Here is a 23,289-nt window from a genome sequence, read left to right as displayed (position 1 = left end):
GGAGCATTCGCACTTGAAGATCCCCACACATTTGACACTTGGCCTGGCGCTCGCCGTCAGTTGCGCGGCAGCCTTCGCCGGGCCCACCCTCGATCGCGTGACGCAAAAAGGTGAGCTCACCGGTGTCCTGATGGAGAGTTACCCGCCGTTCTCTTTTCTCAATGACCAGAACCAGCTCGACGGCTTCGATGTGGATGTCGCTAAAGCTGTGGCCGAGCGCCTTGGGGTCAAGTTGAAACTTGAAACGCCTTCCTGGGACGTGATTGCCGCGGGGCACTGGAACGGTCGATACGACATCTGCGTGTGCTCGATGACACCGAGCAAGGCGCGGGCCGAAGTGTTCGACTTCCCCGTGGAGTATTACCAGTCACCGGCGGTGATCGTGGTCAATGCGAAGGACAAGGACATCGTCACTGGCAAAGATTTGTCCGGCAAAAAAGTCGGTGTGATCAGTGCCTCGACTTATGAGGCTTATCTGAACAAGGACCTGGTCATTGAAGGCGCCGAGGACAAACCGTTGAGCTATCCGTTCGACAATGTCCAGATCGCCCCTTACGACAATGAAACCGTTGCCTTCCAGGATCTCGCACTGGGTACCGGCGTGCGCCTGGATGCCATGGTCACCAACCTGATCACCGCGCGCGAACGCATCGCTCAGGATCCGCGCTTCAAGATCGCCGGAGATCCACTGTATGCCGAACCGAACGTCGTGGCGGTCGAGAAGGGTGATCCGCAATGGAATGCGAAAGTCACCGAGGTCATCGCACAACTCAAGACTGACGGCACGCTGAGCAAAATATCCCGCAAGTGGATCGGTTCTGATATCAGCCAATGACAGCCATCAATCCGCATCCGGCCAAAGCGGCTGTCAGCCCGCAAAAGCAGCCGCCACTGACACGTCAGCTGTTCGGTTTTCGCACGCGCCTGTATCTGACGTGGGCGGCGCTGTCGGGTCTGGGCGTGTGGTTTTTCATGCGCTTCGATCTGAAGTTTTCGATCATTGCGGAAAAGTGGCCAAACCTGGTCGGCCTGCATCTGGGGCCGAACGGGTTCTTGCAAGGCGCGGCGCTGACGATATTCCTGTGTTTCTGCTCGATCTGGTTTTCGTTATTGCTGGGCTTTGTCACCGCGTTGGCCAGGCTGTCGAGCAGCGCCGTGGCGTTTGGTATCGCCAGCTTCTACGCCTCGTTTTTTCGCGGCACGCCACTGTTGATCCAGATCCTGTTGATCTATCTGGGGCTGCCGCAGTTGGGTGTGGTGCCAGGCGCAATCAGCGCCGGGATCATCGCGCTGTCGCTCAACTACGGGGCTTATCTCAGTGAGATTTTTCGTGCCGGCATCCTCGCGGTTGCCCCAGGTCAGCGCGAAGCAGCCGCCGCACTGGGCCTGAGGCCGGCCGCGACGTTCATCCATATCATCCTGCCGCAAGCCATGCGCACGATCATTCCGCCGACCACCAGCCAGTTCATTTCGATGCTCAAGGACTCTTCCCTGATTTCGGTCATGGGGGTTTGGGAAGTGATGTTTCTGGCGCAGTCGTACGGGCGTTCGTCCTACCGTTACATTGAAATGCTGACCACCGCAGCCGCCATCTATTGGCTGTTATCCATCGGTCTCGAACTGATCCAGCATCGCCTCGAACGCCATTACGGCAGGGGCTTCAAGCATCAGCGCTGAGCCATTCCGTTGAATGATTTCTTGCAGGAACCAAGATGTCCGATCCCAAACCTCTGCTTTTTGCACTCTATGAACAAGCCAGTGTCGGGTGCGGCGGTGCGCCGAGTCTGTGGACGCACCCGGCTGACGAACGCCTGGCGATCAACTCGCTGGGCTACTGGTCAAACCTGGCGCGGATTGCCGATCAGGCGCACCTCGATATGTTGTTCTTTGGTGATGTGCTGGGCTTCTACGATGTGCTGGGTGGCAACGCCGATGCGGCAGTGAAATGGGCGGTGGAAGCACCGGCCAACGATCCGTTGATGATCATTCCAGCGTTGGCGGCCGTGACGGAAAACCTGGCGTTTGGTGTCACGGTGACCACCAGTTATGAGCACCCGTTCACCCACGCCCGGCGCTTCAGCACGCTTGATCACCTCACCAATGGGCGAGTGGGCTGGAACATCGTCACCTCTTACCTGTCCAGCGCCGCCCGCAATTTCGGGCTGGAGCAAATGATCAAGCATGACGATCGCTATGAACGCGCCGAGGAGTTTCTCGATGTGGTGTACAAACTCTGGGAAGGCAGTTGGGCCGACGACGCCGTGGTTGCCGACAAGGCCCGCCAGCTGTATGCCAGAGGCGAGCGGGTGCGACCGATCAATCACGAGGGTGCGCACTATCGCGTGGCCGGGCCGCACCTGACCGCTCCGTCCCCGCAGCGCACCCCGTTGCTGATTCAGGCGGGCTGGTCGGGACGCGGTCGAGAGTTCGCCGCCAAGCATGCGGAACTGATCTTCATCGCCAAATCCAACCCGCAGGAAATCCGGCAGGGCCTGGAAGACATCTGGGCCCAGGCTCAGGCGCGTGGGCGTCAACGTGAAGACGTGAAATCGTTGACGGTGTTGCGCATCGTCACGGCCAAAACCGAAATCGAAGCCCAGCGCAAATACGACGAGCTGCAAAGCAACTATCACTTGCAGGCACAACTGGTCAGTTACGCCGGCGACACCGGCATCGACATCAGCCGCTACGCCGACAGCGATGCACTCTCGACGCACACCGAAGGCCTGACCTCATACGTCATGCGCCCCGATGGCAGTGGCAAGCCGCTGACGGCGGGTGATGTGAAAAAGCGCTTCGCCAGTGTTACCCGTGGCAGCGACCTGATTCTCGTCGGTACACCGCAGCAAGTCGCCGAGCGCATCGAAGAACACGCGCGAATTTCCGGCACCAGCGGCTATATGCTCAACCCATTGCTCAGCCCAGGCAGCCTTGAGGACTTTGTCGAACTGGTGATTCCCGAACTGCAAAAGCGTGGGCTGTACCGTACTCAACCGCAAAGCGGCACTTTCCGCTCGCGGTTACGGGCAGATCACTCCAATCACCTGCCTGACTCGGCCTATGGGGCTTCGTTCCGCTTCGACAAGGCGCTTCATGGCTGACGCTATTTAACCGCATACACCTTGCGTACATAGCGCGTGCTTTTCCAGGCGCACGGTGCCCCGCGCGCAACAAATACGCTGTCGCCGGTATTGACGGTCATGCTCGACCCCTCAGGTGTCTGCAACGTTACGCTGCCTTCGATCAGATACATCAGCTCATTGAGCTTGTGCGGGCGACCGTGACGTTCGTAGGGCGTCGAGTCCCACACGCCGACACGCAGATCGGTTATGGCATCTTCGAAGGCATTATGTGACCGGCATTGCGGTGTCGGACCGATCAGGATCTGCTGCTCCGGCGCGGCGGAGGGGGACAGGTGCGCGAGCGGGTCGAGCAAGGTCAGGCCGGGTGTCGCGGCTGCGCTGGCCATGGCGCAAAACGCCCACCGGGTGCCGGTCTGCGCCTCGATCTGCAGGGCTGTGCCACGGCCGATGACTGCGCTGGCGCCGACGGCCAGTTCCAGCGTCCGCTCGCGGGTTTTCAACGTCACATGCCCCGCGTGAACCACGATCACTTCGGTGTGCGGGAAGTCCTCGATATCAAGGCTTGCGCCTGCTTCGACGATGCCTGCAGATATACCGTCGCTCCCTGACCAGGCGACCTGACGTCCGGTCGAGAAAGGGTCTGCAGCGTTCAAGGGTTGCTGTTTGAAAGCGGTGTCGACGCGACTGCCATCGGCACGAGCCAACAGCATGATGCAAGGTTCGGACATACGGGTGACGCTCCAGATATTGAGAGGATTTATTGAGGGGCGGCAAGCGCCAGCGCGATAGTCAGCCGATGGCTTGAGTGACCAGGGCAAACTGCCGAACGCCATTGTTTGCTTGCGGTGCTGCACCGCGGGACATTTGTGCCACGGTGTCGACCTTCTTCAGGCCGGCTGCTTCCAGCCAGTCGGAAAGGCCACAATCCGCTGGAATATCAATGCGCACAAAGGCGTCCGGTATCCCGGCCAGCAATGTCGCGATCAGATGTTGGGCCTGTCCAAGGTTTTCGGCGATCAGCGGGCCGATGCAACGACCGCGACCGAACGGGCGCAGCAGGGCGAAGGCGCGCAACTGACCGTCGCGCACAATGCCCACCGAATGTTCTACGACAGAGAACAAATCGTTGAGCACCGCTTGCCGATCCAGCCCGCTGCCGGCATTGGCCAGTTCCAGCACCCGCGCATGATCCGCTTCTCGCAGTGGGCGGCATTCTTCACCGTCTGCCAATGGGCCGGGCAGAGGGGCTTGCGCCTGGCCCTGATGCTGCTGAATCCGGCCAAACTCGACAAAACCCTGGCTGGCATACAGCGGTGCGCCGGCCACGGTTGCATTCAATATCGCCGTGCTTGACTGGCAAGCCTGCAGTGCGTGTTCCATGAGCTTTCGCCCGATGCCCTGGCCCTGGTAATCGTCACTGACAATGACCAGGCCAATGGTCGTGAAATCACCTTGCGGGCAGGCGAACGCGGTGCCGATCAAACGCTCGCCATCGAGTACGACAAAGCCCTTGCTGACCCGTTGCAGCATGGCCCAGTCGTCAAGTCGATGGGGCCACTTCAATTGCACGGACAGGGCATGGGCCTTGGGCAGGTCGTCGGCAGTCATCGGCCGATAGACGTAGGAAGGGAGTGGGGTGGACATGGCGATTCTCCGATCAAGAGTGTGCGCTGGCGCCGGGTTTTGCGGCGAGGTGACGCCTGTATCCCATCTGGATGAAAGCCTGACAAGGGGGCAGGGAATATTCGGCAGATTCCGCAAAGTGAGGTCCCGAAGACCACACTTACTACTTAATCGGGGCCTTCTGCCGGCAGCAAATGCTTGGGCTTATTTACCCTATAAAAGGCTTGCGCGCAGCCTCGTCGCTCACGGCGCTGGATGCGCTTTCAATTGCTTCAATCAGTACCGGACAGACCTGCGCCGCAGCAACTGATGCCAAGCCTGCGATGGGGCGCAGTTTCTGCGGGCAAAGTCGCTGTCGGAAATCAAAAACGCCAGATAAAGGTCCATAAGTGCGCATGAACCGGGGCTTTGCCCAAGGCTGGAGCGCACCGCAAAGTCTGCTGAGCGGCGTGACCAAAACGGTGATTTGTATCGAACGGAGGTCGCTTTTAACGCCATCTGCTGATTTCACGGTGTTGTAATGACGGTGTGCTGCAGCGTTGCATCGCTACTGCGCAAACCAGGCAAATGCTTGTAGCGCCATTGACCTCAACGAACTTCAGGAACGCACTCAATGAGCTTTCTTCGCCCCAAATTCATTACCTTCGACTGCTACGGAACGCTGACCAATTTCCACATGGGCACGATGACCCGCGAACTCTTCGCCGATCGCGTTCCCGCTGAGCAGATGGATCAGTTCGTCAAGGATTTCTCGGCCTATCGCCTCGATCAGGTCATGGGCGACTGGATGCCGTATGACGAGATTCTCAAGACCGCTCTGGCGCGTACCTGCAAGCGTTGGGGAATCGAATACCGCGAAGAAGGCCAGCTGTATTACGACGCCGTTCCGACCTGGGGCCCGCACCCGGACGTACCGGCCGGCCTGTCGAAAATCGCCGACAAGATTCCCCTGGTGATTTTCTCCAACGCCAGCAACAGCCAGATCATGTCCAACGTCGAAAAACTCGGCGCACCTTTTCACAAAGTCTTCACGGCCGAACAGGCACAAGCCTACAAACCACGTCTGGCGGCGTTCGAGTACATGCTCGACAACCTCAACTGCGGCCCGGAAGACATCTTGCATGTGTCCTCCAGCTTCCGTTACGACCTGATGCCGGCCCACGACATGAAGATCAAGAACAAGGCCTTCGTCGCCCGTGGCCACGAAGTACCGGGCAATGCGTTCTACAGCTACCACCAGATCCCGGACATTGGCGGTCTGGCCGCACTGGTCGGCCTGTAACGACATCCTCATTGGCAAAGGCGGGATTGAACATGGGCAGTGAATCCTACTGGCTCGACAGCGCACCGGCCTTCACCGGCGCACAGCTCGGCGGTTTGCCCGGGCAAGTCGATGTGGCCATCGTCGGTGGCGGTTTCACCGGGCTGGCGGCGGCCCGGGCCCTGGCGCTCAAGGGTGCCAGTGTGGTGGTGCTGGAAGCCGGGCGCGTGATCGGCGAGGCCTCGGGACGCAATGGCGGGCAGTGCAACACGGGGGTGGCGCAGGATTACGCCAGCCTCAGCGCCAGCCTCGGTGCCGACCGGGCCAAAGCCTATTACCAGGCTTACGAAAGTGCCGTGCAAAGCGTTGTGTCGCTGGTCGAGCAGGAGCAGATCGCCTGTGACCTGCTGCGCAACGGCAAGCTGAAACTGGCGGCAAAACCGCTGCACTACGAAGGGCTGGCCCGCACCTGCGAGCTGATTCGCAACGAAGTCGATGCCGATGTTGAATTGCTGTCTGCCGAACAGACCCGTACCGAAGTCAACTCTGCGCAGTTCCATGGCGGCCTGTTGCAGCGCAATGGCGTGCAGATGCACGTCGGGCGTTTCGGCATCGGTCTGGCAGAAGCGGCGGTGCGTCACGGCGCGCTGGTCCATGAGGGCACCCCGGTGCTCGACTGGAAAGCCCGGGCTGGTGGTTATCAGGTCAACACCAGCAAGGGATCGCTGCACGCCGGGCAGGTTCTGCTGGCGACCGGTGCCTGTCAGCACGGTGGTCTGGGCTGGTATCGGCGGCGAATCGTACCGGTGGGCAGCTTCGTCATTGCCACCGAGGTTCTGCCGCGGGCGCTGATCGACCAGTTGCTGCCGGGGCGCCGCGCTTATGTCACCAGTCGAATGATCGGTAACTACTTCCGCCTGACCCCGGACAACCGCCTGCTGTTTGGCGGGCGTGCGCGGTTTGCCATGTCCGACAGTGTCAACGATGCCAAGAGCGGCAAGGTGCTGCAGGCGGCAATGATCCAGATGTTTCCGCAACTGGCCGGCGTCAGGATCGATTACTGCTGGGGCGGCCTGGTAGACATGACCTCCGACCGTTTGCCGCGAGCCGGCCAGCACGGCGGCGTGTTCCATTCGATGGGCTACAGCGGCCACGGCGTGCAGATGTCGGTGCACATGGGGCAGGTGATGGCTGATGTGATGGCGGGCAATGCCGAGGCCAACCCGTGGCGTGAACTCGACTGGCCGGCGATCCCCGGGCATTTCGGCAAGCCGTGGTTCCTGCCTTTCGTGGGCGCCTATTACCGCTTTCAGGACTATTTGCATTGAGCTGATGCTGTGGCTTTACCGTCGTTTGCGTTTCCAGGACGTTCCGGCCAACCGGAACACTTGAGCCTTCTTAATTTCGACAGGTAGCACTGAAATGACTGATCACAAGAACGACTCACCTCTGATCTCGGGCGAAGAAAGCCTGCGAGTGTTCGAAGGCCTCAATCGCGGCATGTCACGCCGTCACGCGTTGCAAATGCTCGGCGTCGCCGGTGTAGCGGCTGCCGGCGCCGGCAGCCTGTTCGGTGCCGCGGGCAAGCTGTTGGCCGACGACACGGCGACGCCGGGCAAAGGCAAACAGGGTGGGCGCATACGTGTCGCCGGCATGTCCAGCTCCACCGCCGACACCCTCGACCCGGCCAAAGGCGCGCTGTCCACCGACTATGTGCGGCACTACATGTTCTACAACGGCCTGACCCGTTTCGACGCGCACCTGGTGCCGCAACTGGAACTGGCCGAGCGCATCGATAACACCGACGCGACCCTGTGGACAATCACCCTGCGCAAGGACGTGACTTTCCACAACGGCAAAACCCTCAGCGCGGCCGACGTGGTGTTCTCGCTGTCACGACACAAGGATCCGCTGACGGGTTCCAAAGTCATGCCGCTGATGGAGCAGTTCGCCGAAATCAAGGCCACAGGGGCCAACGAAGTACAGATTCGCCTGACGGCCCCGAACGCCGAATTGCCGTCGATTCTGGCCGTCTCGCATCTGCTGATCGTTCCCGAAGGCACCACTGACTTCAACCAGGGCATTGGCACCGGACCGTTCAAGGTCAAGGAGTTCAAACCGGGCGTACGTTCGGTTGCCGCACGCAACACCGGCTACTGGAAGCCAGGCCTGCCGTACCTCGACGAAATCGAATTCATTGCCATCGGCGACGAGCCGTCGCGGGTCAACGCGCTGCTGTCCGGCGATGTGCACATGATCAACGAGGTCAACCCGCGATCCACCGACCGGATCAAGGCCAGCGCCAGACACCGGGTCGTTGATGCGCCGTCGGGCAACTACACTGATTTGATCATCCGTCAGGATCAGCTGCCGGGTCAGAACGCTGATTTCACCCAGGCGATGAAGTACCTGCTCGATCGCGAACAGATCAAGTCGGCGGTGTTTCGCGGCTTTGCCGTGGTCGGCAACGATCATCCGATCGCGCCCGGCTCGCGCTACTACAACAGTGACCTGCCGCAAACAGTCTACGACCCGGAAAAAGCCAAATTCCTGCTGAAAAAAGCGGGCATGGAAAACATCAGCATGGAGCTGTTTGCGTCGCCTGCCGCAACGGGTTCCGTCGATATCGCAGTGCTGTTGCAGCAGTCGGCCAAGCAGGCGGGGCTCAAACTCGACGTCAAGCGCCTGCCGAGCGACGGCTACTGGTCCAACCACTGGATGAAGCACCCGATCAGCTTCGGCAACATCAACCCACGTCCGAACGCCGACGTGATGTTCTCGCAGTTCTTCCAGTCGAAGGCGCCGTGGAACGAGTCCGGCTGGAAGAACGAACAGTTCGATCAGTTGCTGATGCTCGCCCGCGGCGAAACCGACGATGCCAAGCGCGGCAAGATGTACGCGGACATGCAGACCCTGGTGCACGACCACTGTGGCATCGGCATTCCGGTGTTCATCAGCAACATCGACGGCGTCGATCAACGGATCAAGGGCTACGGCAGCAACCCGCTCGGCGGCTTCATGGGTTACATGTTCGCCGAGCAGGTCTGGCTGGACGCTTGAACAGAGCCGTCGAAATGAACGGCAAGCCAGGTGCAGGAGGGTAGGCGATGAATAGCAGCACACTGTGGTTGATCGGTCGACGGCTGGGCGCCGCGATCGTGACTTTGTTGATCGTATCGATGGTCGTGTTCGCGATCACGGCGGTACTGCCTGGAGACGCGGCGCAACAATCCCTTGGCCAGTTTGCCACCCCGGAACAGGTGGCGGCGCTGCGTCTGAAACTGGGGCTCGATCAACCCGGTGTGGTGCGTTACCTGCACTGGTTGATGAGCCTGCTCAGTGGCGATATGGGCGTGTCGGTATCCAACGCGATGCCGGTCGTCGAGCTGATGGCCGGGCGCGTGCCCAACACCTTGATGCTGGCGGCCGCCACGGCGCTGGTGTCGGTGCCGGTGGCGCTGGTTCTCGGCATCGGCTCGGCGATGGGTCGTGGCGGGCGGATCGACAGTGTCTTGAGTTTCACCACCCTGGCCATGGTCGCGGTGCCAGAGTTTCTGGTGGCGACCCTCGCGGTGCTGATCTTTGCGGTAAACCTGGGCTGGTTGTCGGCGCTGTCCTATGCCAGCGACATCACTTCACCGTGGCAATTCATGCGCACCTACGCCTTGCCGGTGATGACGCTGTGCTGCGTAATCGTTGCGCAAATGGCGCGGATGACACGCGCAGCAGTGATCGATCAGCTCGACAGTCCCTACGTGGAAATGGCCCGGCTCAAAGGCGTCAGTCCGATGCGCATCGTACTGCGCCACGCCTTGCCCAATGCCATCGGGCCGATCGCCAATGCGATTGCGCTGAGCCTGTCGTATCTGCTCGGCGGGGTGGTGATTGTCGAAACCATCTTCAACTATCCCGGCATCGCCAGCCTGATGGTCGATGCCGTGACCAACCGTGACATGGCACTGGTGCAGGCTTGCACCATGTTGTTCTGTACGGCTTATCTGGGTCTGGTGCTGATTGCCGACCTGTGCGCGATTCTGTCCAATCCGAGGCTGAGAAACCAATGAACAATCTCATTGTGAAATCGACGCCCGCGGCCCCCGATCTGTCAGCCGGCAAGGTGTCTCACGGGCCCGCGTGGCTGGGGCTCATCGGCGCCGCCATCTGCGTTATCTGGCTGCTGGTCGCGTTGTTCGGCCCGTGGCTGGCGCCGCATCCGGTCGGCGAAGTGGTTTCAGGCAATGTGTTCGACAACATCAGCGCGGTGTACCCGTTCGGCACTGATTATCTGGGCCGCGATATGCTCAGCCGGGTGCTCGTCGGCGCACGTTTCACCGTGGGCCTGGCGTTGATTGCGGCGGTGCTGGCCAGTGCGCTGGGCACCGGTTGCGCGCTGCTGTCGGTGGTCTCGCCGAAGTGGCTGGACGAAGTGATCAGCCGCTTGATGGACGCCTTTATCTCGATTCCGAGCAAGATGCTCGCGTTGATCATGGTCTCGGCGTTCGGCTCTTCAGTGACGCTGTTGATCAGCACGGCAGTGTTGAGCTTCGCCCCGGGCGCGTTCCGTATCGCCCGCAGCATGGCGGTGAACATCGAAGCGCTGGAGTATGTGCAGGTCGCCCGAACCCGTGGCGAGCGGCGCTTGTACATCGCGTGCGTGGAGATCCTGCCGAACATGCTCAACCCGGTGCTGACTGACCTGGGCTTGCGGTTTGGTTTCATCGTGCTGCTGCTCAGCGGCATGAGTTTTCTCGGGCTGGGCGTGCAACCGCCGGATGCCGACCTCGGTTCGCTGGTGCGGGAAAATATCGGCGGCCTCAATCAGGGTGCGCCGGCCATCGTCATCCCGGCGCTTGCCATCGGCACCCTGACCATCGGCGTGAATCTGTTTATCGACAGAGTGTCGTCGCGACGCAGTCGCCGCACGGGAGGCCATTGAAATGACCCAATTGATTCGAGTTGAAGACCTGCGCGTGGTCGCTTGCGGCGAGCACGGTGAAACCGAAATCGTAAAAGGCGTGAGCTTTGCCCTGGAACAAGGTGAAGTGCTGGCGTTGATCGGCGAGTCGGGCTCGGGCAAGACCACCATTGCCCTCGCTCTGTTGGGGTATGCCCGACGGGGCTGTCGGTTGTCCGGCGGCGTGGTGCAGGTCGGCGAGCACAACATGCTCGCGCTCAGCGAGCAGCAATTGCAGGGCCTGCGCGGTAATCGGGTGTCGTATATCGCGCAGAGCGCTGCGGCGGCTTTCAACCCGGCGAAGAAGCTGATCGACCAAGTGGTGGAGGGCGCCTTGATTCACGGCCTCGGCACCCGCGCCGCCCTTGAGGCCAAGGCCATTGAACTGTTCCGCGACCTGGCCCTGCCGGACCCGGATCACATCGGCCAGCGTTACCCGCATCAGGTGTCCGGCGGGCAACTGCAGCGGGTGATGGCGGCAATGGCGCTGATCAGTGATCCGTTGCTGGTCATCCTCGACGAACCGACCACGGCGCTCGATGTGACGACCCAGATCGACGTGTTGCGAGCGTTCAAACGCGTGGTGCGTGATCGTGGCGCAACAGCGGTGTATGTGTCCCATGACCTGGCCGTGGTGGCGCAAATGGCCGATCAGATTGTCGTGCTCAATGGCGGTCAGATCTTCGAACAAAGCGCCACGGCGGCGCTGCTCAAAGGCCCGCGTCATGAATACACCCGCAGTTTGCTGGCCGCCGCGCGACCGGACACGACGATCCGCCCACCTGGCGGTATTGCCGAAGAAACTCCGCTGCTGACCATTCGCGGACTGACCGCCGGTTACGGCAACAAGAACACCCAGGGCATGCCGGCCATTCGTGTACTGGAAGACATTGATCTGACCGTGCGCCGGGGCCAGGCGATTGGCGTGATCGGCGAGTCGGGTTCGGGCAAGTCAACGCTGGCCCGCGTGGTGGCCGGCTTGCTGACGCCGGCATTGGGCGGGCTGACCTTTGACGGGCAACCGCTGGGCGGTTGTCTGGCCGAACGCAGCGACGAGCAATTCCGGCGGATCCAGATGGTGTTCCAGAACGCCGACACGGCGCTCAATCCGATGCACAGCATCAGCACGATTCTGAGTCGGCCGCTGAAGATGTATTTCAACCTCAAAGGCGCGGCGTTGCGCGAGCGTATCGGCGAATTGCTGGATCTGGTGCGCCTGCCGCGAGCTCTGGCCGAGCGTCGTCCGAGTGAATTGTCCGGCGGGCAGAAACAGCGGGTGAACCTGGCGCGGGCACTGGCGGCCAAACCCGATCTGATCCTCTGCGATGAAGTGACCTCGGCGCTGGACACCGTGGTCGGTGCAGCGATTCTTGAGTTGCTCCGCGACTTGCGTGAGCAGCTCGGCGTGTCCTACCTGTTCATCAGTCATGACATCTCCACCGTGCGCGCGCTGTGCGATGACGTGGTGGTGATGTACAGCGGCCACAAGGTTCAGGCCGGCAGCCGCCAGTCGTTTGCGCAGGCACCGTTCCATCCCTACACCGATCTGTTGATTCACTCGGTGCCGGAGCTGCGCCAGGGCTGGCTGGAAACCTGCGGGACGACTTGCGGCGAACTGCCGCCCATCGGGCCCAAAGCCAATGTGGCCGAGCTGTGCACCTTCCTCAATCGCTGCCCGGTGCGTGTCGATGGCCTGTGCAACCGTACGGCACCCAACCGCCGAATCATCGACGGTGGCAGTGAAATTCTTTGCCACCACGACAGCGTCGAACTGCTGAAAACCCAGCGCGACGTGACCACCTTCAATCAGGGAGCCTATGCATGAGCGCTCGTTTTGTGAGACTGGCCGAGCAGGGCCGGGTGACCGTCGGGTTGACCGTGGATGGCGTGCCCATCAAGGCGTTGCAGGGCGATACATTGATGGTCGCATTGCTCACTCAGGGCAATGCGTTGCGTCAGTCGGAGTTCGATGCCGGTCGACGTGCCGGGTTCTGCCTGATGGGCGCCTGCCAGGATTGCTGGGTGTGGACGCGCAGCGGCGAACGTCTGCGTGCGTGCTCCAGTGAAGTCCGTGAAGGGCTGGATCTCGTCACCACACAACCGGAGGCGACATGGCCACTGCACGGGTAGTTATCGTCGGCGCCGGCCCTGCGGGGATTCGCTGCGCCGAGACGTTGGTGAAGGCCGGCATCAAACCGGTCCTGATCGATGAAAATCGCCGCGACGGCGGCCAGATCTATCGGCGCCAACCCGAAGGTTTCACCCGCGACTACCGCGCGCTGTACGGCACTGAAGCGGCCAAGGCGCGCGACCTGCACGAGAGTTTCGAGCGCTTGCGCCCACACATCGATTACCGCCCTGACACGCTGGTGTGGAATCTGGTGCCCAGGCAGTTGAGCTGCGTCAGTCAGGGTCACCATACGACGGTGGACTTCGACGCGTTGATCCTGTGCACCGGCGCCACGGACCGTTTGATGCCCATTGAAGGCTGGCAGCTGGCGGGCACCTACAGCCTCGGCGGGGCGCAGATCGCGCTCAAGTCGCAGGCGGTTTCCATCGGCCATCGCGTGGTGTTCATGGGCAGCGGCCCGCTGTTGTATCTGGTGGCCAGCCAGTACGTGAAGGCCGGCGCCAACGTCGCCGCGGTGCTTGATACATCGCCGATGAGCAAACGTATTGTGGCGCTGCCGAAGATGCTCGCGCGGCCCGGGGTGTTGCTCACCGGGATGAAACTGTTGGCGCAGTTGTATCAGGCAAAAATTCCGGTGCACCTGGGAATCAAGCCGGAGCAGATTTCGGGAGATGCCACCCACGGCGTCAGTGGCGTGCGCGTGCGCTCAGCCAAGGGCGAAACCCTGGACATCGATTGCGATGCCGTGGCCCTGGGGTATCACTTGCGTCCGGAAACCCAGTTGGCCGATCTGGCCGGGTGTCGCATGCGTTTTGATGAAGCGTCCGGCCAATGGTGGCTGGCGCTTGATGAAGAGGGCCGCACTTCGGCCAGCGGTGTGTATGCCGCCGGCGACGGCGCAAAGATTCGCGGCGCCGATGCGGCTGAACATGCCGGACGTCTGGTGGCGATGGCGCTGCTGGAGGATCAGCAACAACCGGTGGATGCCGGTTTGCGCGCAGAGCAACGGCGTGCACTGGCGGTGATGGATCAGTTCCGCCTCGGTCTGGCGCAGGCATTTCCCTGGCCCGCCGAACAGGCCGGGGCGTTGCCGGACTCGGCGATCGTCTGTCGCTGCGAGATGATCAGCGCGGGCGAACTGCGCCGTACGGTCAGTGAAAAGGGCGCGTGTGAAGTCAATCGGGCCAAGGCCTTCAGCCGGGTCGGCATGGGCCGCTGCCAGGGCCGCTACTGCTCGCAGGCCGGCGCCGAAGTAATTGCCGCCGCGGCCGGTGTAAGTGTGCAACAGGTCGGCCGCCAACGCGGTCAGGCCCCCGTCAAACCGTTGCCGATGGTCATCATCGAGGAGCCGTCATGAACCCGCAGAAAAGTGATGTATTGATTATCGGCGGCGGCATCATGGGTGCGGCGTCAGCGTTTTTCCTGCGTCAGCGCGGGCACTCCGTGACCCTGCTCGAGCGCGACCTGATTGGCCAATACGCCAGCGGCGTCAACTTCGGCAACGTGCGGCGTCAGGGTCGTTATCTGGGGCAACTGGAGTTGGCCAACCGTTCCTTTGCGCTGTGGAAGCGCTTGCCGGAGCTGATTGACGACGATCTGGAATTCATCGCCAGCGGCCACATGCGTGTGTGTTACCGCGAAGACGAAATTGCCGAGCTCGAGGCGTATGCCGCTGCACCGGAGGCGGCCCAACTGGATCTGCAGGTCTATCGCGGCGCTGAACTGCATCGGCGCTTTCCGTTTCTGGGACCGGACGTGAAGGGGGGCTCCTACGCACCGCACGACGGTCACGCCAACCCGCGTCTGGCGGCGCCGGCATTTGCCCGGGCGGCGCGGCGGATCGGTGCGCGTATCGAAGAACAGACCGAAGTGGCCCAGGTGCAGAAAACCGCAGGCGAGTTCAGCGTCACCACCACCGATGGCCGGCAATATCGCGCCGCACAACTGCTGATCACTGCCGGCGCCTGGGGCGAGAAACTGTCCGCGCAGTTCGGCGAACCGGTTCCGCTGGACACCCATGGCCCGCAGATGGCGGTGACGGAACCGGTGCCGTACGCCTTGCCGACGGTGATTGGGGTGTTCACCAAAATCCCTGAGGAAGTCATTTATTTCCGGCAGATTCCGCGCGGCAACATCATCATTGGCGGCGGCTATCGCAGCAAACCGGACATGCTCAATCGTCGCGCTTATGTCGAGCCGCGCAGCATCCTCAACCAGATCCGGCAAATGCGCCGACTGCTGCCGGGTGTCGGCAATCTGAACATCATTCGGGTCTGGAGCGGCATCGAAAGCTATCTGCCGGACTCGCTGCCGATCATGGGGCCAAGCGGTACGGTCGATGGCCTGTATTACGCGTTCGGCTTCTGTGGCCATGGCTTCCAGTTGGGGCCGGGCGTCGGTGACGTCATGGCTGAGCTGATCAGCACCGGCAGCACTTCCACGTTGATCGAACCCTTTTCCATACGCCGGTTCGCCCCCTTGGCCGAACAACGGAGCAAAGCCTCATGAAACCCCGTGTACTGGAGATTCTCAAACGATTGATTGCGTTCGAGACCGTGTCGTCGGAATCGAACATGGCGTTGATCGAGTACGTTCGCGAGTTGCTGCTGAGCAAGGGCATCGAGTCGCTGATCGTCAAGGACGAAAGCGGCAAGAAGGCCAATCTGTTTGCCAGTACCGGTCCGAAAGACCAACCGGGTATTCTGCTGTCCGGACACACCGACGTGGTGCCAGCAGCGGGGCAGGCGTGGACGGTTCCACCGTTCCAGCTGACGCAGCAGAACGGGCGGGTTTACGGGCGCGGCAGTTGCGACATGAAAGGCTTTATCGCGCTGGCCATCGACGCGATGCTTGATGCTGCTGAACATTCCCTCAGCCGTCCGCTGCAGCTGGCGCTGTCACACGACGAGGAAATCGGCTGCGTTGGCGTGCGGCGTTTGCTCGATGTGCTGCACCTGGCGCCGGTGCGGCCGTTCCTGTGCCTGATCGGCGAACCGACCAACATGCAGTTTGTGCTGGGGCACAAGGGCAAGGGCTCGTACCGCACCTATTGTCGGGGGCTGGAGGCGCATTCTTCGCTGGCGCCGCGCTCGGTCAACGCGATCCACGTGGCCTGCGATTTCATTGCTGCGTTGCGTGAATCCCAGCGCCAACTGCAGGAGCAGGGCGCCCGGGATGCCGATTACGACGTGCCTTACACCACCGTGCACGTCGGCCAGATCGGCGGTGGCCGGGCGCTGAATATCGTGCCGAATCTGTGCACGGTGGATTTTGAAGTGCGCAATTTGCCGGCCGATGATCTGCAACAGATTCTCGCGCAGATGCAGGAGCGTGCCGAGGTGATCGTGCGCGAGGCGCAGAAGCTCTCGAGCGTGGCAGCCATCGAGATTGAAACGGTCAACGTCTATCCCGGACTGGACACCCACCCGAGCGTCGAAGCGGTACGGTTCCTGAAAAATTTCGCGGCGCCGGATACCGCGACGTCCAAGGTTTCGTTCGGTACGGAAGGCGGGTTGTTCAAGCAGCGTCTGGATGTGCCGGTGGTTGTCTGTGGGCCCGGATCGATCGAGCAGGCACACAAGCCGGACGAGTTTATCGAGATCAGCCAGATGGAGGCGGGGGAGCGCTTTCTGGATGGCCTGCTCGGTTCGCTGAAAAGATAGAAAAACAGCAGTTCTGCTGTTCCACCGCCAATTTCAGCAGCCGACACTGTCCGCTACGCGCTTTCAGCATCCTTATCCGTCGAGTCTCCCTAGACTGGAATCTGTCTCGGATCAGGACTCGACCATGCTCAAGAATCGTTTGAAAGACCCCGGTCTTCTCGCAGAACTCGCTTACGTGAACGGCCAGTGGATCGGCGCCGATGACCGCGCGACCCTGGATGTCGTCGACCCGGCCAGCGGCGAATTGATCGGCCGCGTGCCCGCCATGCAAGGCGTGGAAACCCGGCGCGCCATTGCCGCCGCCGAACAGGCCTGGCCCGCCTGGCGGGCACGACCGGCCGCCGAACGTGCGGCGCTGTTGGAGCGTTGGTATCAGGCGATGATCGACAACCTCGACGATCTGGCGCTGATCATGACTTGCGAACAAGGCAAGCCGCTGAATGAAGCCAAAGGTGAAATCCGCTACGGCGCGGGTTTCGTCAAATGGTTTGCCGAAGAGGCGCGGCGGATTTACGGCGAAACCATGCCGGCCCCCAGCGGTGACCGCCGACTGTTGACCCTCAAGCAACCGGTGGGTGTCTGTGCGGCGATCACGCCCTGGAATTTCCCCAACGCGATGATTACCCGCAAGTGTGCACCGGCCCTGGCGGCAGGGTGCCCGATCATCGTCAAGCCGTCGGATCTGACGCCGCTGTCGGCGCTCGCGTTGGCGGTGCTGGCTGAGCGCGTCGGCATTCCGGCCGGGGTGTTCAATGTGCTGACCGGCATGCCCGCCGGGATTGGCGAAGAGCTGACCGGCAACCCGACGGTACGCAAGATTTCCTTCACCGGTTCCACTGCGGTGGGCCGTTTGCTGATGCGCCAGAGTGCCGAACACATCAAGCGATTGAGCCTGGAACTCGGCGGCAACGCACCGTTCATTGTGTTTGACGACGCTGATCTTGAGCAGGCGATTACCGGGATCATGCTGAGCAAGTTTCGCAACGCCGGGCAGACCTGCGTCTGCGCCAACCGGATTCTAGTGCAGGACGGCATTTACCCGCGTTTTGCCCAGCGTCTGGTCGAGGAGGTCGGCAAACTCAAGGTCGGCAATGGCCTGCAAGACAACGTGACCATCGGCCCGCTGATCAACAAGGCCGCCGTGAGCAAGGTCGCCCGCCACATCGATGATGCCTTGAGTCAGGGCGCGCAGTTGCTCTGCGGTGGCGTTCCGCAGGGCGACAGTCAATTTGTGCAACCGACGGTGCTTGGCGATGCCCACGCCGGCATGCTCCTGGCCAATGAAGAAACCTTCGGCCCCGTCGCGCCGCTGATGCGGTTCACCGACGAAGCCGAAGCCTTGGCCCTGGCCAACGCCACACCGTTTGGCCTCGGCGCCTATTACTTCACTCAAGACTTGCGTCGCTCATGGCGTTTCGGCGAAGCGCTGGAATTCGGCATGGTTGGCCTCAACACCGGAATCATCTCGATGGAAGTCGCGCCGTTCGGCGGCATCAAGCAATCGGGGCTGGGCCGTGAAGGCAGCAAATACGGTCTTGACGAATACCTTGAAGTCAAAGCCTTCCACATCGGCGGCTTGTAACTTCACAACAACGGGGAGCCACAACTGATGAGCAAGGTCTTCAAGATCGCCGCGATTGCCGGCGACGGGATTGGCAAGGAAGTGCTGCCCGAGGGGCTGCGGGTTCTGGAGCAGGCCGCGAAGAAATGGCAGCTGGACTTGAGCATTGAAGTGCTCGACTGGGCGCATTGCGATTATTACCTGGAACACGGGCAGATGATGCCCGAGGACTGGTTTGAACAGCTCAAGGGCTTCGACGCGATTTACTTCGGCGCCGTGGGCTGGCCGGAGAAAGTGCCAGACCATATTTCCCTGTGGGGGTCGCTGCTGAAATTCCGTCGCGACTTCGACCAGTACGTGAATATCCGCCCGGTGCGCTTGTTCCCCGGGGTGCCATGCCCGTTGGCCGGACGCGAACCGGGGGATATCGATTTCGTGGTGATTCGCGAGAACACCGAAGGCGAGTACTCATCGGTCGGCGGCAAGATGTTCGAAGGCACGGAGCATGAGTTCGTGCTGCAGGAATCGGTCTTCACCCGCCGGGGTGTCGACCGGATTCTCAAGTTTGCCTTCGACCTGGCCCAGACCCGGCCACGCAAGCGCCTGACCGCAGCGACCAAGTCCAACGGCATTTCGATCAGCATGCCTTATTGGGACGAGCGCACTGCGCTGATGGCTGCGCAGTACCCGGAAGTGACGTGGGACAAGCAGCACATCGATATCTTGTGCGCGCGCTTCGTTCTGCAACCGGATCGGTTCGATGTGGTGGTGGCGTCCAACCTGTTCGGCGACATCCTCTCCGACCTGGGGCCGGCGTGTGCCGGAACCATCGGCATTGCGCCGTCGGCCAACCTTGATCCGCAGCGACGCTTTCCGTCGCTGTTCGAGCCGGTGCATGGTTCGGCGCCGGACATCTATGGGCAGAACATCGCCAACCCGATTGCGATGATCTGGTCCGGGGCGCTGATGCTCGATTTCCTGGGCAACGGTGACGAGCGTTATCGTGCAGCACACGACGGGATCCTGCAGGCGATCGAGCGGGTGATCGCCGAGGGCCCGATCACCCCGGATCTGGGCGGGAAGGGCTCGACCCAGGATGTCGGCAGGGCCATCGCCGAGTTCCTCTGAAACATCGTCATCCTCTGCATGAGTGAGCCTGCTCACTCGTGCAGAGGGTATGAATCAGTAACCTTTGTTGCGGTCGATCTGACCGCTCATGGACTCGCCGCGTTCGAAGCGGCGGATGTTCTCCAGCAGGACAGCAAATGCACTTTCCGGCTGGGTCATCGCCGCGATATGCGGCGTCAGCAGAATCTGCGGATGGCCCCAGAAGGGATGATCCGCCGGCGCCGGTTCGTTCTGCACCACATCCAGCACCGCGCCGCTGAGTTGCCCGCTGTCCAGCGCTTGGAGCAAGTCTTCTTCCACCAGATGCCCACCGCGCCCCATGTTGATCAGTGCCGCGCCACGCGGCAATTGGCGAAAAAACTCACGATTGAGAATGCCACGGGTCTGCTTGGTCAGCGGCAATACGCACATCACAATATCGCACTGGCTCAGAAACGCCGGCAGTTGCTCGCGACCGGCAAAGCACTCGACGCCGGCAATCCGATGCGCACTGCGCGCCCAGCCCTTGAGGGCAAAGCCCAGGGGCTGCAAGGTGGCGAGAATCTGCTGCGCCTGAGTACCGAGGCCCATCACCCCCACCCGTCGCTGATGCGCCGGCTGCAGCAGGTGCGCCTGCCAACACCGCGCGATCTGCTGCTGGCGATAGCGCAACATGTCCCGGTGCAAAGCGAGCACGGCAAAACTGGCGTACTCGCACATGCCTTGGGTGATGCCGGGATCGAGCAGGCGCACCACCGGAAGACTCGGCGGGATACGGCTCAAATCCAGTTGATCGACGCCGGCCGACAACGCAAACAACACCTGCAGATTCGGCAGCACCGTCTGCAGATCTTCCGGCGCCTGCCACGCCGCCAGGTACTTGATGTCTGTGGGATCGCCGATGTCCGGCCAGGCGCGCCATTCGATGTCCGGGGCATGTTCGGCGAACAGTGCTTTCCACCGTTCGCCGCGCACGGGGTCAGCTTTGTAAAGCAGGGCCATGGTCAATTCCTGAGGAGGTTGAAGGTGCTCCCATCATCGCCCAACGCCAGAGCAGGATCTGTCGAAAGCAGCGTTGCGAACACTGCGCGCCACCTCATATCCGCACGCGGCCGGCAGATTCGGCGGCCTGAAGGAATCTGCCGTTTGGCAGGGTGAAAACAGTCGATCCGGATTTCTCAGGGGCCAAGTTCGGCGTAGTTCGTTCCGCACAAGTCTTAATCTTAAGACCCTGTGTAACCACCTCCTGCATTCACTCCGGGCTGCCGGACTCACGAAGGGAAATGCCATGAACAGCCAAGTCGACCAAACGCCTCATTTACTCCGTCAGCGTGATCAGTTCGTGCCACGCGGACTGGTCACCGCTCATCCACTGGTGATTGATCGCGCCCAAGGGGCTGAATTGTGGGACGTGGACGGCCAGCGTTATCTGGACTTCGTCGGCGGCATCGGGGTGCTGAACATCGGCCATAACCATCCCAAAGTGGTTGCAGCGGTGCAGGCCCAATTGCATAAGGTCTCGCACGCCTGCTTCCAGGTGGTGGCCTACAAGCCGTATCTTGATCTGGCCCAGCGTTTGTGCGAGATGATAGGTGGCGAGGAACACTACAAAACGGCGTTCTTCACCTCCGGTGCCGAAGCCGTGGAGAACGCGGTGAAAATCGCCCGCGCTCACACCAACCGCTCTGCGGTGATCTCCTTCCGCGGCGGTTTCCATGGACGCACCTTGCTCGGCACCACGCTGACCGGCATGAGCCAGCCCTACAAACAGAACTTCGGGCCATTCGCACCGGAGGTGTTTCACACCCCATATCCCAATGCCTATCGCGGCGTCACCAGTGAGATGGCGCTCAAGGCGCTGGACGAGTTGCTCGCCACTCAGATTGCGCCGGAGCGGGTTGCGGCGATCATCATTGAACCCGTGCAGGGCGACGGTGGTTTCCTTGCGGCGCCGGCACCATTCCTCCAGGCATTGCGCGAGTTGACCCACAAGCATGGCATCGTGCTGATCCTCGATGAAATCCAGACCGGATTCGGCCGCACCGGCAAGTGGTTCGGTTTCCAGCACGCCGGCATCCAGCCTGACCTGGTCACCGTCGCCAAGAGTCTGGCCGGCGGGCTGCCGTTGTCGGGCGTGGTCGGCAAAGCTGACATCATGGATTCGCCACTGCCCGGAGGCCTCGGCGGCACCTACGGCGGCAATGCACTGTCCTGCGCGGCGGCCCTGGCAGTGATCGACGCTTATGAAGAGGAGAAACTGCTCGAACGTGGCGATGCATTGGGCAAGCGCCTGCGTGAAGGTTTGCTGCAGTTGCAGCGCCGTCACCCGCAGATCGGTGACGTACGCGGCACCGGTTTCATGCTGGCCATCGAGCTGGTCAAGAACGATGAAGCACACTCCCCGGACGCCGATCTGAACCAGCGTGTGATCGATGAAGCGCGCAAAGGTGGCTTGCTGGTGATCAAGTGTGGCGTCTATCGCAACGTCCTGCGCTTCCTCGCGCCACTGGTGACGACCGAAGCGCAGATCGATGAAGCGTTGCAGATTCTGCAGGCTGCATTGGCACGGGTATTGAACTGATGTCCGCCGGGTTCAGCGGCGCGGTCGCTGGCCAGCGTCGCTGAACCTTTTTGGCGCACGGATTGATGAAACGCATCATCGGAGGCTGTGTACACCATGGGGCTGACTGATTATCGAGCACTGCTCATCGATTGCGACGAAGTCCTGGTCGACCGTGATTCGGGGGTCTGGACAGCGCTGCAGCCGTTGCTCGACAGCCGGGGCGGGCGCCCGGACAAGGAACAGGTGCTGGGCGAGTTTCGCGAAGTGGTGCAGGGGCTCTATCCGCGCTTTGCCGAACTGGGCTTCAGTGGATTGCTGTGTTTTGCCCATCGCCAGCTGGCCGAGCGCTGGAGCTTGAACGCCAGTTGGGAGGAGGGCATGAGTTTCGCGCGCTCTGCTGCCAACTGGTCATTGTTCGAAGACGCACCGGGAGCGATGCTGTACTTGCGCAAGTTTTATCGCCTGTTGGTGGTGGGCGACCGGGATGCCGAGGATCGCGCCGTGTTGTGCGAGCATCTGGGGATTGTGGCCGATGATTTTATTTCGCTGGCCAGCGATCCGCTGCGGGACGAGGACTGGTTGAATGCCAACGAGCTGAAGCCGGAGCACATCCTGCGGGTGACCCGACCCGCCGCCCGCGGCCCGGCACTTACCGATGTGTGTCTGATCGGTCGCGAACGGGGCCAACAGCCGACCCCATGTGCTGCGGATTATTGCATCAACAGCATGGCTGATCTGGTCGCACAGCATCAGCAGTGTTTACGGCGCTGATTTTGCTAGTAGATTGTCCTACAAATGGCAGTCAAGAGGTTCGCAATGGAAGGTTTAGTCAAACTGGACCGCATCGACATCAGTATCCTGGTTGAGTTGCAGAGGGACGGGCGCATGACCAATGTCAGCCTGGCCGATGCCGTGGGATTGTCGGCCAGCCCCTGTCTGCAACGGGTCAAACGGCTGGAATCGGCCGGGTACATTTCCAGCTACAAGGCCCACCTGAACCTGGCGAAGATCACCGAATCGGTAACGGTCTTCACCGAAATCACCCTGAGTGACCACAAGCGTGAAGACTTCGCCAAGTTCGAGTCAAATATCCGGCTGGTGGATGAAGTGCTCGAGTGCCATTTGATCAGCGGTGGCTACGATTATCTGGTGCGTTTCATGACGCGCAGTATTCAGCACTACCAGGAAGTGATTGAAAGCCTGCTGGATAAAAACATCGGCATTTCCAAGTACTTCAGCTACATCGTTATCAAGTCCCCGGTGCTCAAGGACGGTGTGCCGCTACGCAAGTTGTTGCGGCACTGAAGCTCCCTACATCCATCAGGTGCGAACCAATGGGGGACA

General features: G+C 61.3%; 21 protein-coding genes. 18 read left to right on the top strand and 3 right to left on the bottom strand.

Annotation, left to right across the window (positions count from 1 at the left end):
• Positions 1 to 13: 13 nt before the first annotated feature.
• Genes BMZ46_RS18590 through BMZ46_RS18580 form a run of 3 tightly spaced genes read left to right on the top strand, consistent with a single transcriptional unit; the run spans position 14 to position 3,101 of the window.
• On the top strand, positions 14 to 835 hold the full coding sequence (locus tag BMZ46_RS18590) for an ABC transporter substrate-binding protein (RefSeq protein WP_039768560.1): 822 nt from the start codon (positions 14 to 16) through the stop codon (positions 833 to 835).
• Positions 832 to 1,677, top strand: a complete 846-nt coding sequence (locus BMZ46_RS18585) for an amino acid ABC transporter permease (protein ID WP_074690544.1) — start codon at positions 832 to 834, stop codon at positions 1,675 to 1,677. Before BMZ46_RS18590 ends, BMZ46_RS18585 begins: the two co-directional genes overlap by 4 nt.
• 35 nt (positions 1,678 to 1,712) lie before the next feature.
• Complete coding sequence (locus tag BMZ46_RS18580; RefSeq protein WP_074690545.1) at positions 1,713 to 3,101, top strand: LLM class flavin-dependent oxidoreductase; 1,389 nt, start codon at positions 1,713 to 1,715, stop codon at positions 3,099 to 3,101.
• 2 nt (positions 3,102 to 3,103) lie between these two features.
• Here BMZ46_RS18580 and BMZ46_RS18575 read toward each other — a convergent pair whose 3' ends face one another.
• Both BMZ46_RS18575 and BMZ46_RS18570 read right to left on the bottom strand, forming a co-directional pair.
• Positions 3,104 to 3,811, bottom strand: coding sequence for a cupin domain-containing protein (locus BMZ46_RS18575; protein ID WP_074690546.1), 708 nt, complete (start codon positions 3,809 to 3,811; stop codon positions 3,104 to 3,106).
• 61 nt (positions 3,812 to 3,872) lie between these two features.
• A complete protein-coding gene (locus tag BMZ46_RS18570; protein ID WP_074690547.1) occupies positions 3,873 to 4,727 on the bottom strand; it encodes a GNAT family N-acetyltransferase in 855 nt (284 codons plus the stop codon).
• Between the two features lie 592 nt (positions 4,728 to 5,319).
• Here BMZ46_RS18570 and BMZ46_RS18565 point away from each other — a divergent pair.
• The 12 genes from BMZ46_RS18565 (at position 5,320) to BMZ46_RS18510 (ending at position 19,403) form a co-directional block, all read left to right on the top strand.
• Positions 5,320 to 5,988, top strand: a complete 669-nt coding sequence (locus BMZ46_RS18565; protein WP_039768553.1) for a haloacid dehalogenase type II — start codon at positions 5,320 to 5,322, stop codon at positions 5,986 to 5,988.
• A 32-nt stretch (positions 5,989 to 6,020) separates the two neighbouring features.
• The gene (locus BMZ46_RS18560; RefSeq protein ID WP_074690548.1) at positions 6,021 to 7,295 is read left to right on the top strand and encodes an NAD(P)/FAD-dependent oxidoreductase; all 1,275 of its coding nucleotides are present in this window, start codon (positions 6,021 to 6,023) and stop codon (positions 7,293 to 7,295) included.
• 94 nt (positions 7,296 to 7,389) lie between these two features.
• Positions 7,390 to 9,027: an ABC transporter substrate-binding protein gene (locus BMZ46_RS18555; protein ID WP_039768550.1), complete on the top strand. Its 1,638-nt coding sequence runs from the start codon at positions 7,390 to 7,392 to the stop codon at positions 9,025 to 9,027.
• 47 nt (positions 9,028 to 9,074) lie between these two features.
• Positions 9,075 to 10,031, top strand: coding sequence for an ABC transporter permease (locus tag BMZ46_RS18550; protein WP_039768548.1), 957 nt, complete (start codon positions 9,075 to 9,077; stop codon positions 10,029 to 10,031).
• Positions 10,028 to 10,903, top strand: a complete 876-nt coding sequence (locus BMZ46_RS18545; RefSeq protein WP_039768547.1) for an ABC transporter permease — start codon at positions 10,028 to 10,030, stop codon at positions 10,901 to 10,903. Before BMZ46_RS18550 ends, BMZ46_RS18545 begins: the two co-directional genes overlap by 4 nt.
• Before the next feature lies 1 nt (position 10,904).
• On the top strand, positions 10,905 to 12,746 hold the full coding sequence (locus tag BMZ46_RS18540; RefSeq protein WP_074690549.1) for an ABC transporter ATP-binding protein: 1,842 nt from the start codon (positions 10,905 to 10,907) through the stop codon (positions 12,744 to 12,746).
• On the top strand, positions 12,743 to 13,051 hold the full coding sequence (locus BMZ46_RS18535) for a (2Fe-2S)-binding protein (RefSeq protein WP_039768543.1): 309 nt from the start codon (positions 12,743 to 12,745) through the stop codon (positions 13,049 to 13,051). The genes BMZ46_RS18540 and BMZ46_RS18535 overlap by 4 nt, the downstream gene beginning before the upstream one ends.
• Complete coding sequence (locus tag BMZ46_RS18530; protein ID WP_074690550.1) at positions 13,033 to 14,409, top strand: FAD/NAD(P)-dependent oxidoreductase; 1,377 nt, start codon at positions 13,033 to 13,035, stop codon at positions 14,407 to 14,409. Before BMZ46_RS18535 ends, BMZ46_RS18530 begins: the two co-directional genes overlap by 19 nt.
• Positions 14,406 to 15,560, top strand: coding sequence for an NAD(P)/FAD-dependent oxidoreductase (locus BMZ46_RS18525; protein ID WP_039768540.1), 1,155 nt, complete (start codon positions 14,406 to 14,408; stop codon positions 15,558 to 15,560). Before BMZ46_RS18530 ends, BMZ46_RS18525 begins: the two co-directional genes overlap by 4 nt.
• On the top strand, positions 15,557 to 16,714 hold the full coding sequence (argE, locus tag BMZ46_RS18520) for an acetylornithine deacetylase (protein WP_074690551.1): 1,158 nt from the start codon (positions 15,557 to 15,559) through the stop codon (positions 16,712 to 16,714). Before BMZ46_RS18525 ends, argE begins: the two co-directional genes overlap by 4 nt.
• A gap of 124 nt (positions 16,715 to 16,838) precedes the next feature.
• On the top strand, positions 16,839 to 18,296 hold the full coding sequence (locus tag BMZ46_RS18515; RefSeq protein WP_039768536.1) for an NAD-dependent succinate-semialdehyde dehydrogenase: 1,458 nt from the start codon (positions 16,839 to 16,841) through the stop codon (positions 18,294 to 18,296).
• A gap of 27 nt (positions 18,297 to 18,323) precedes the next feature.
• Positions 18,324 to 19,403: a tartrate dehydrogenase gene (locus tag BMZ46_RS18510; protein WP_074690552.1), complete on the top strand. Its 1,080-nt coding sequence runs from the start codon at positions 18,324 to 18,326 to the stop codon at positions 19,401 to 19,403.
• Between the two features lie 54 nt (positions 19,404 to 19,457).
• Here BMZ46_RS18510 and BMZ46_RS18505 read toward each other — a convergent pair whose 3' ends face one another.
• Positions 19,458 to 20,384, bottom strand: coding sequence for a 2-hydroxyacid dehydrogenase (locus BMZ46_RS18505; RefSeq protein WP_074690553.1), 927 nt, complete (start codon positions 20,382 to 20,384; stop codon positions 19,458 to 19,460).
• A 286-nt stretch (positions 20,385 to 20,670) separates the two neighbouring features.
• On the opposite strand from BMZ46_RS18505, the gene gabT reads away from it, so the two are divergent.
• From gabT to BMZ46_RS18490, 3 genes are all read left to right on the top strand, one after another.
• Complete coding sequence (gene gabT / locus BMZ46_RS18500) at positions 20,671 to 21,963, top strand: 4-aminobutyrate--2-oxoglutarate transaminase (protein ID WP_074690554.1); 1,293 nt, start codon at positions 20,671 to 20,673, stop codon at positions 21,961 to 21,963.
• A 96-nt stretch (positions 21,964 to 22,059) separates the two neighbouring features.
• Complete coding sequence (locus tag BMZ46_RS18495; protein WP_039768528.1) at positions 22,060 to 22,716, top strand: HAD family hydrolase; 657 nt, start codon at positions 22,060 to 22,062, stop codon at positions 22,714 to 22,716.
• Positions 22,717 to 22,761: 45 nt separating this feature from the next.
• Positions 22,762 to 23,250, top strand: coding sequence for an Lrp/AsnC family transcriptional regulator (locus BMZ46_RS18490; protein ID WP_039768527.1), 489 nt, complete (start codon positions 22,762 to 22,764; stop codon positions 23,248 to 23,250).
• Positions 23,251 to 23,289: the final 39 nt, after the last annotated feature.

Origin of the sequence: Pseudomonas sp. NFIX49, assembly GCF_900115915.1 — a bacterium.
GTDB lineage: Bacteria > Pseudomonadota > Gammaproteobacteria > Pseudomonadales > Pseudomonadaceae > Aquipseudomonas > Aquipseudomonas pharyngis.
This window is presented reverse-complemented; position numbering and strand designations above follow the sequence as displayed.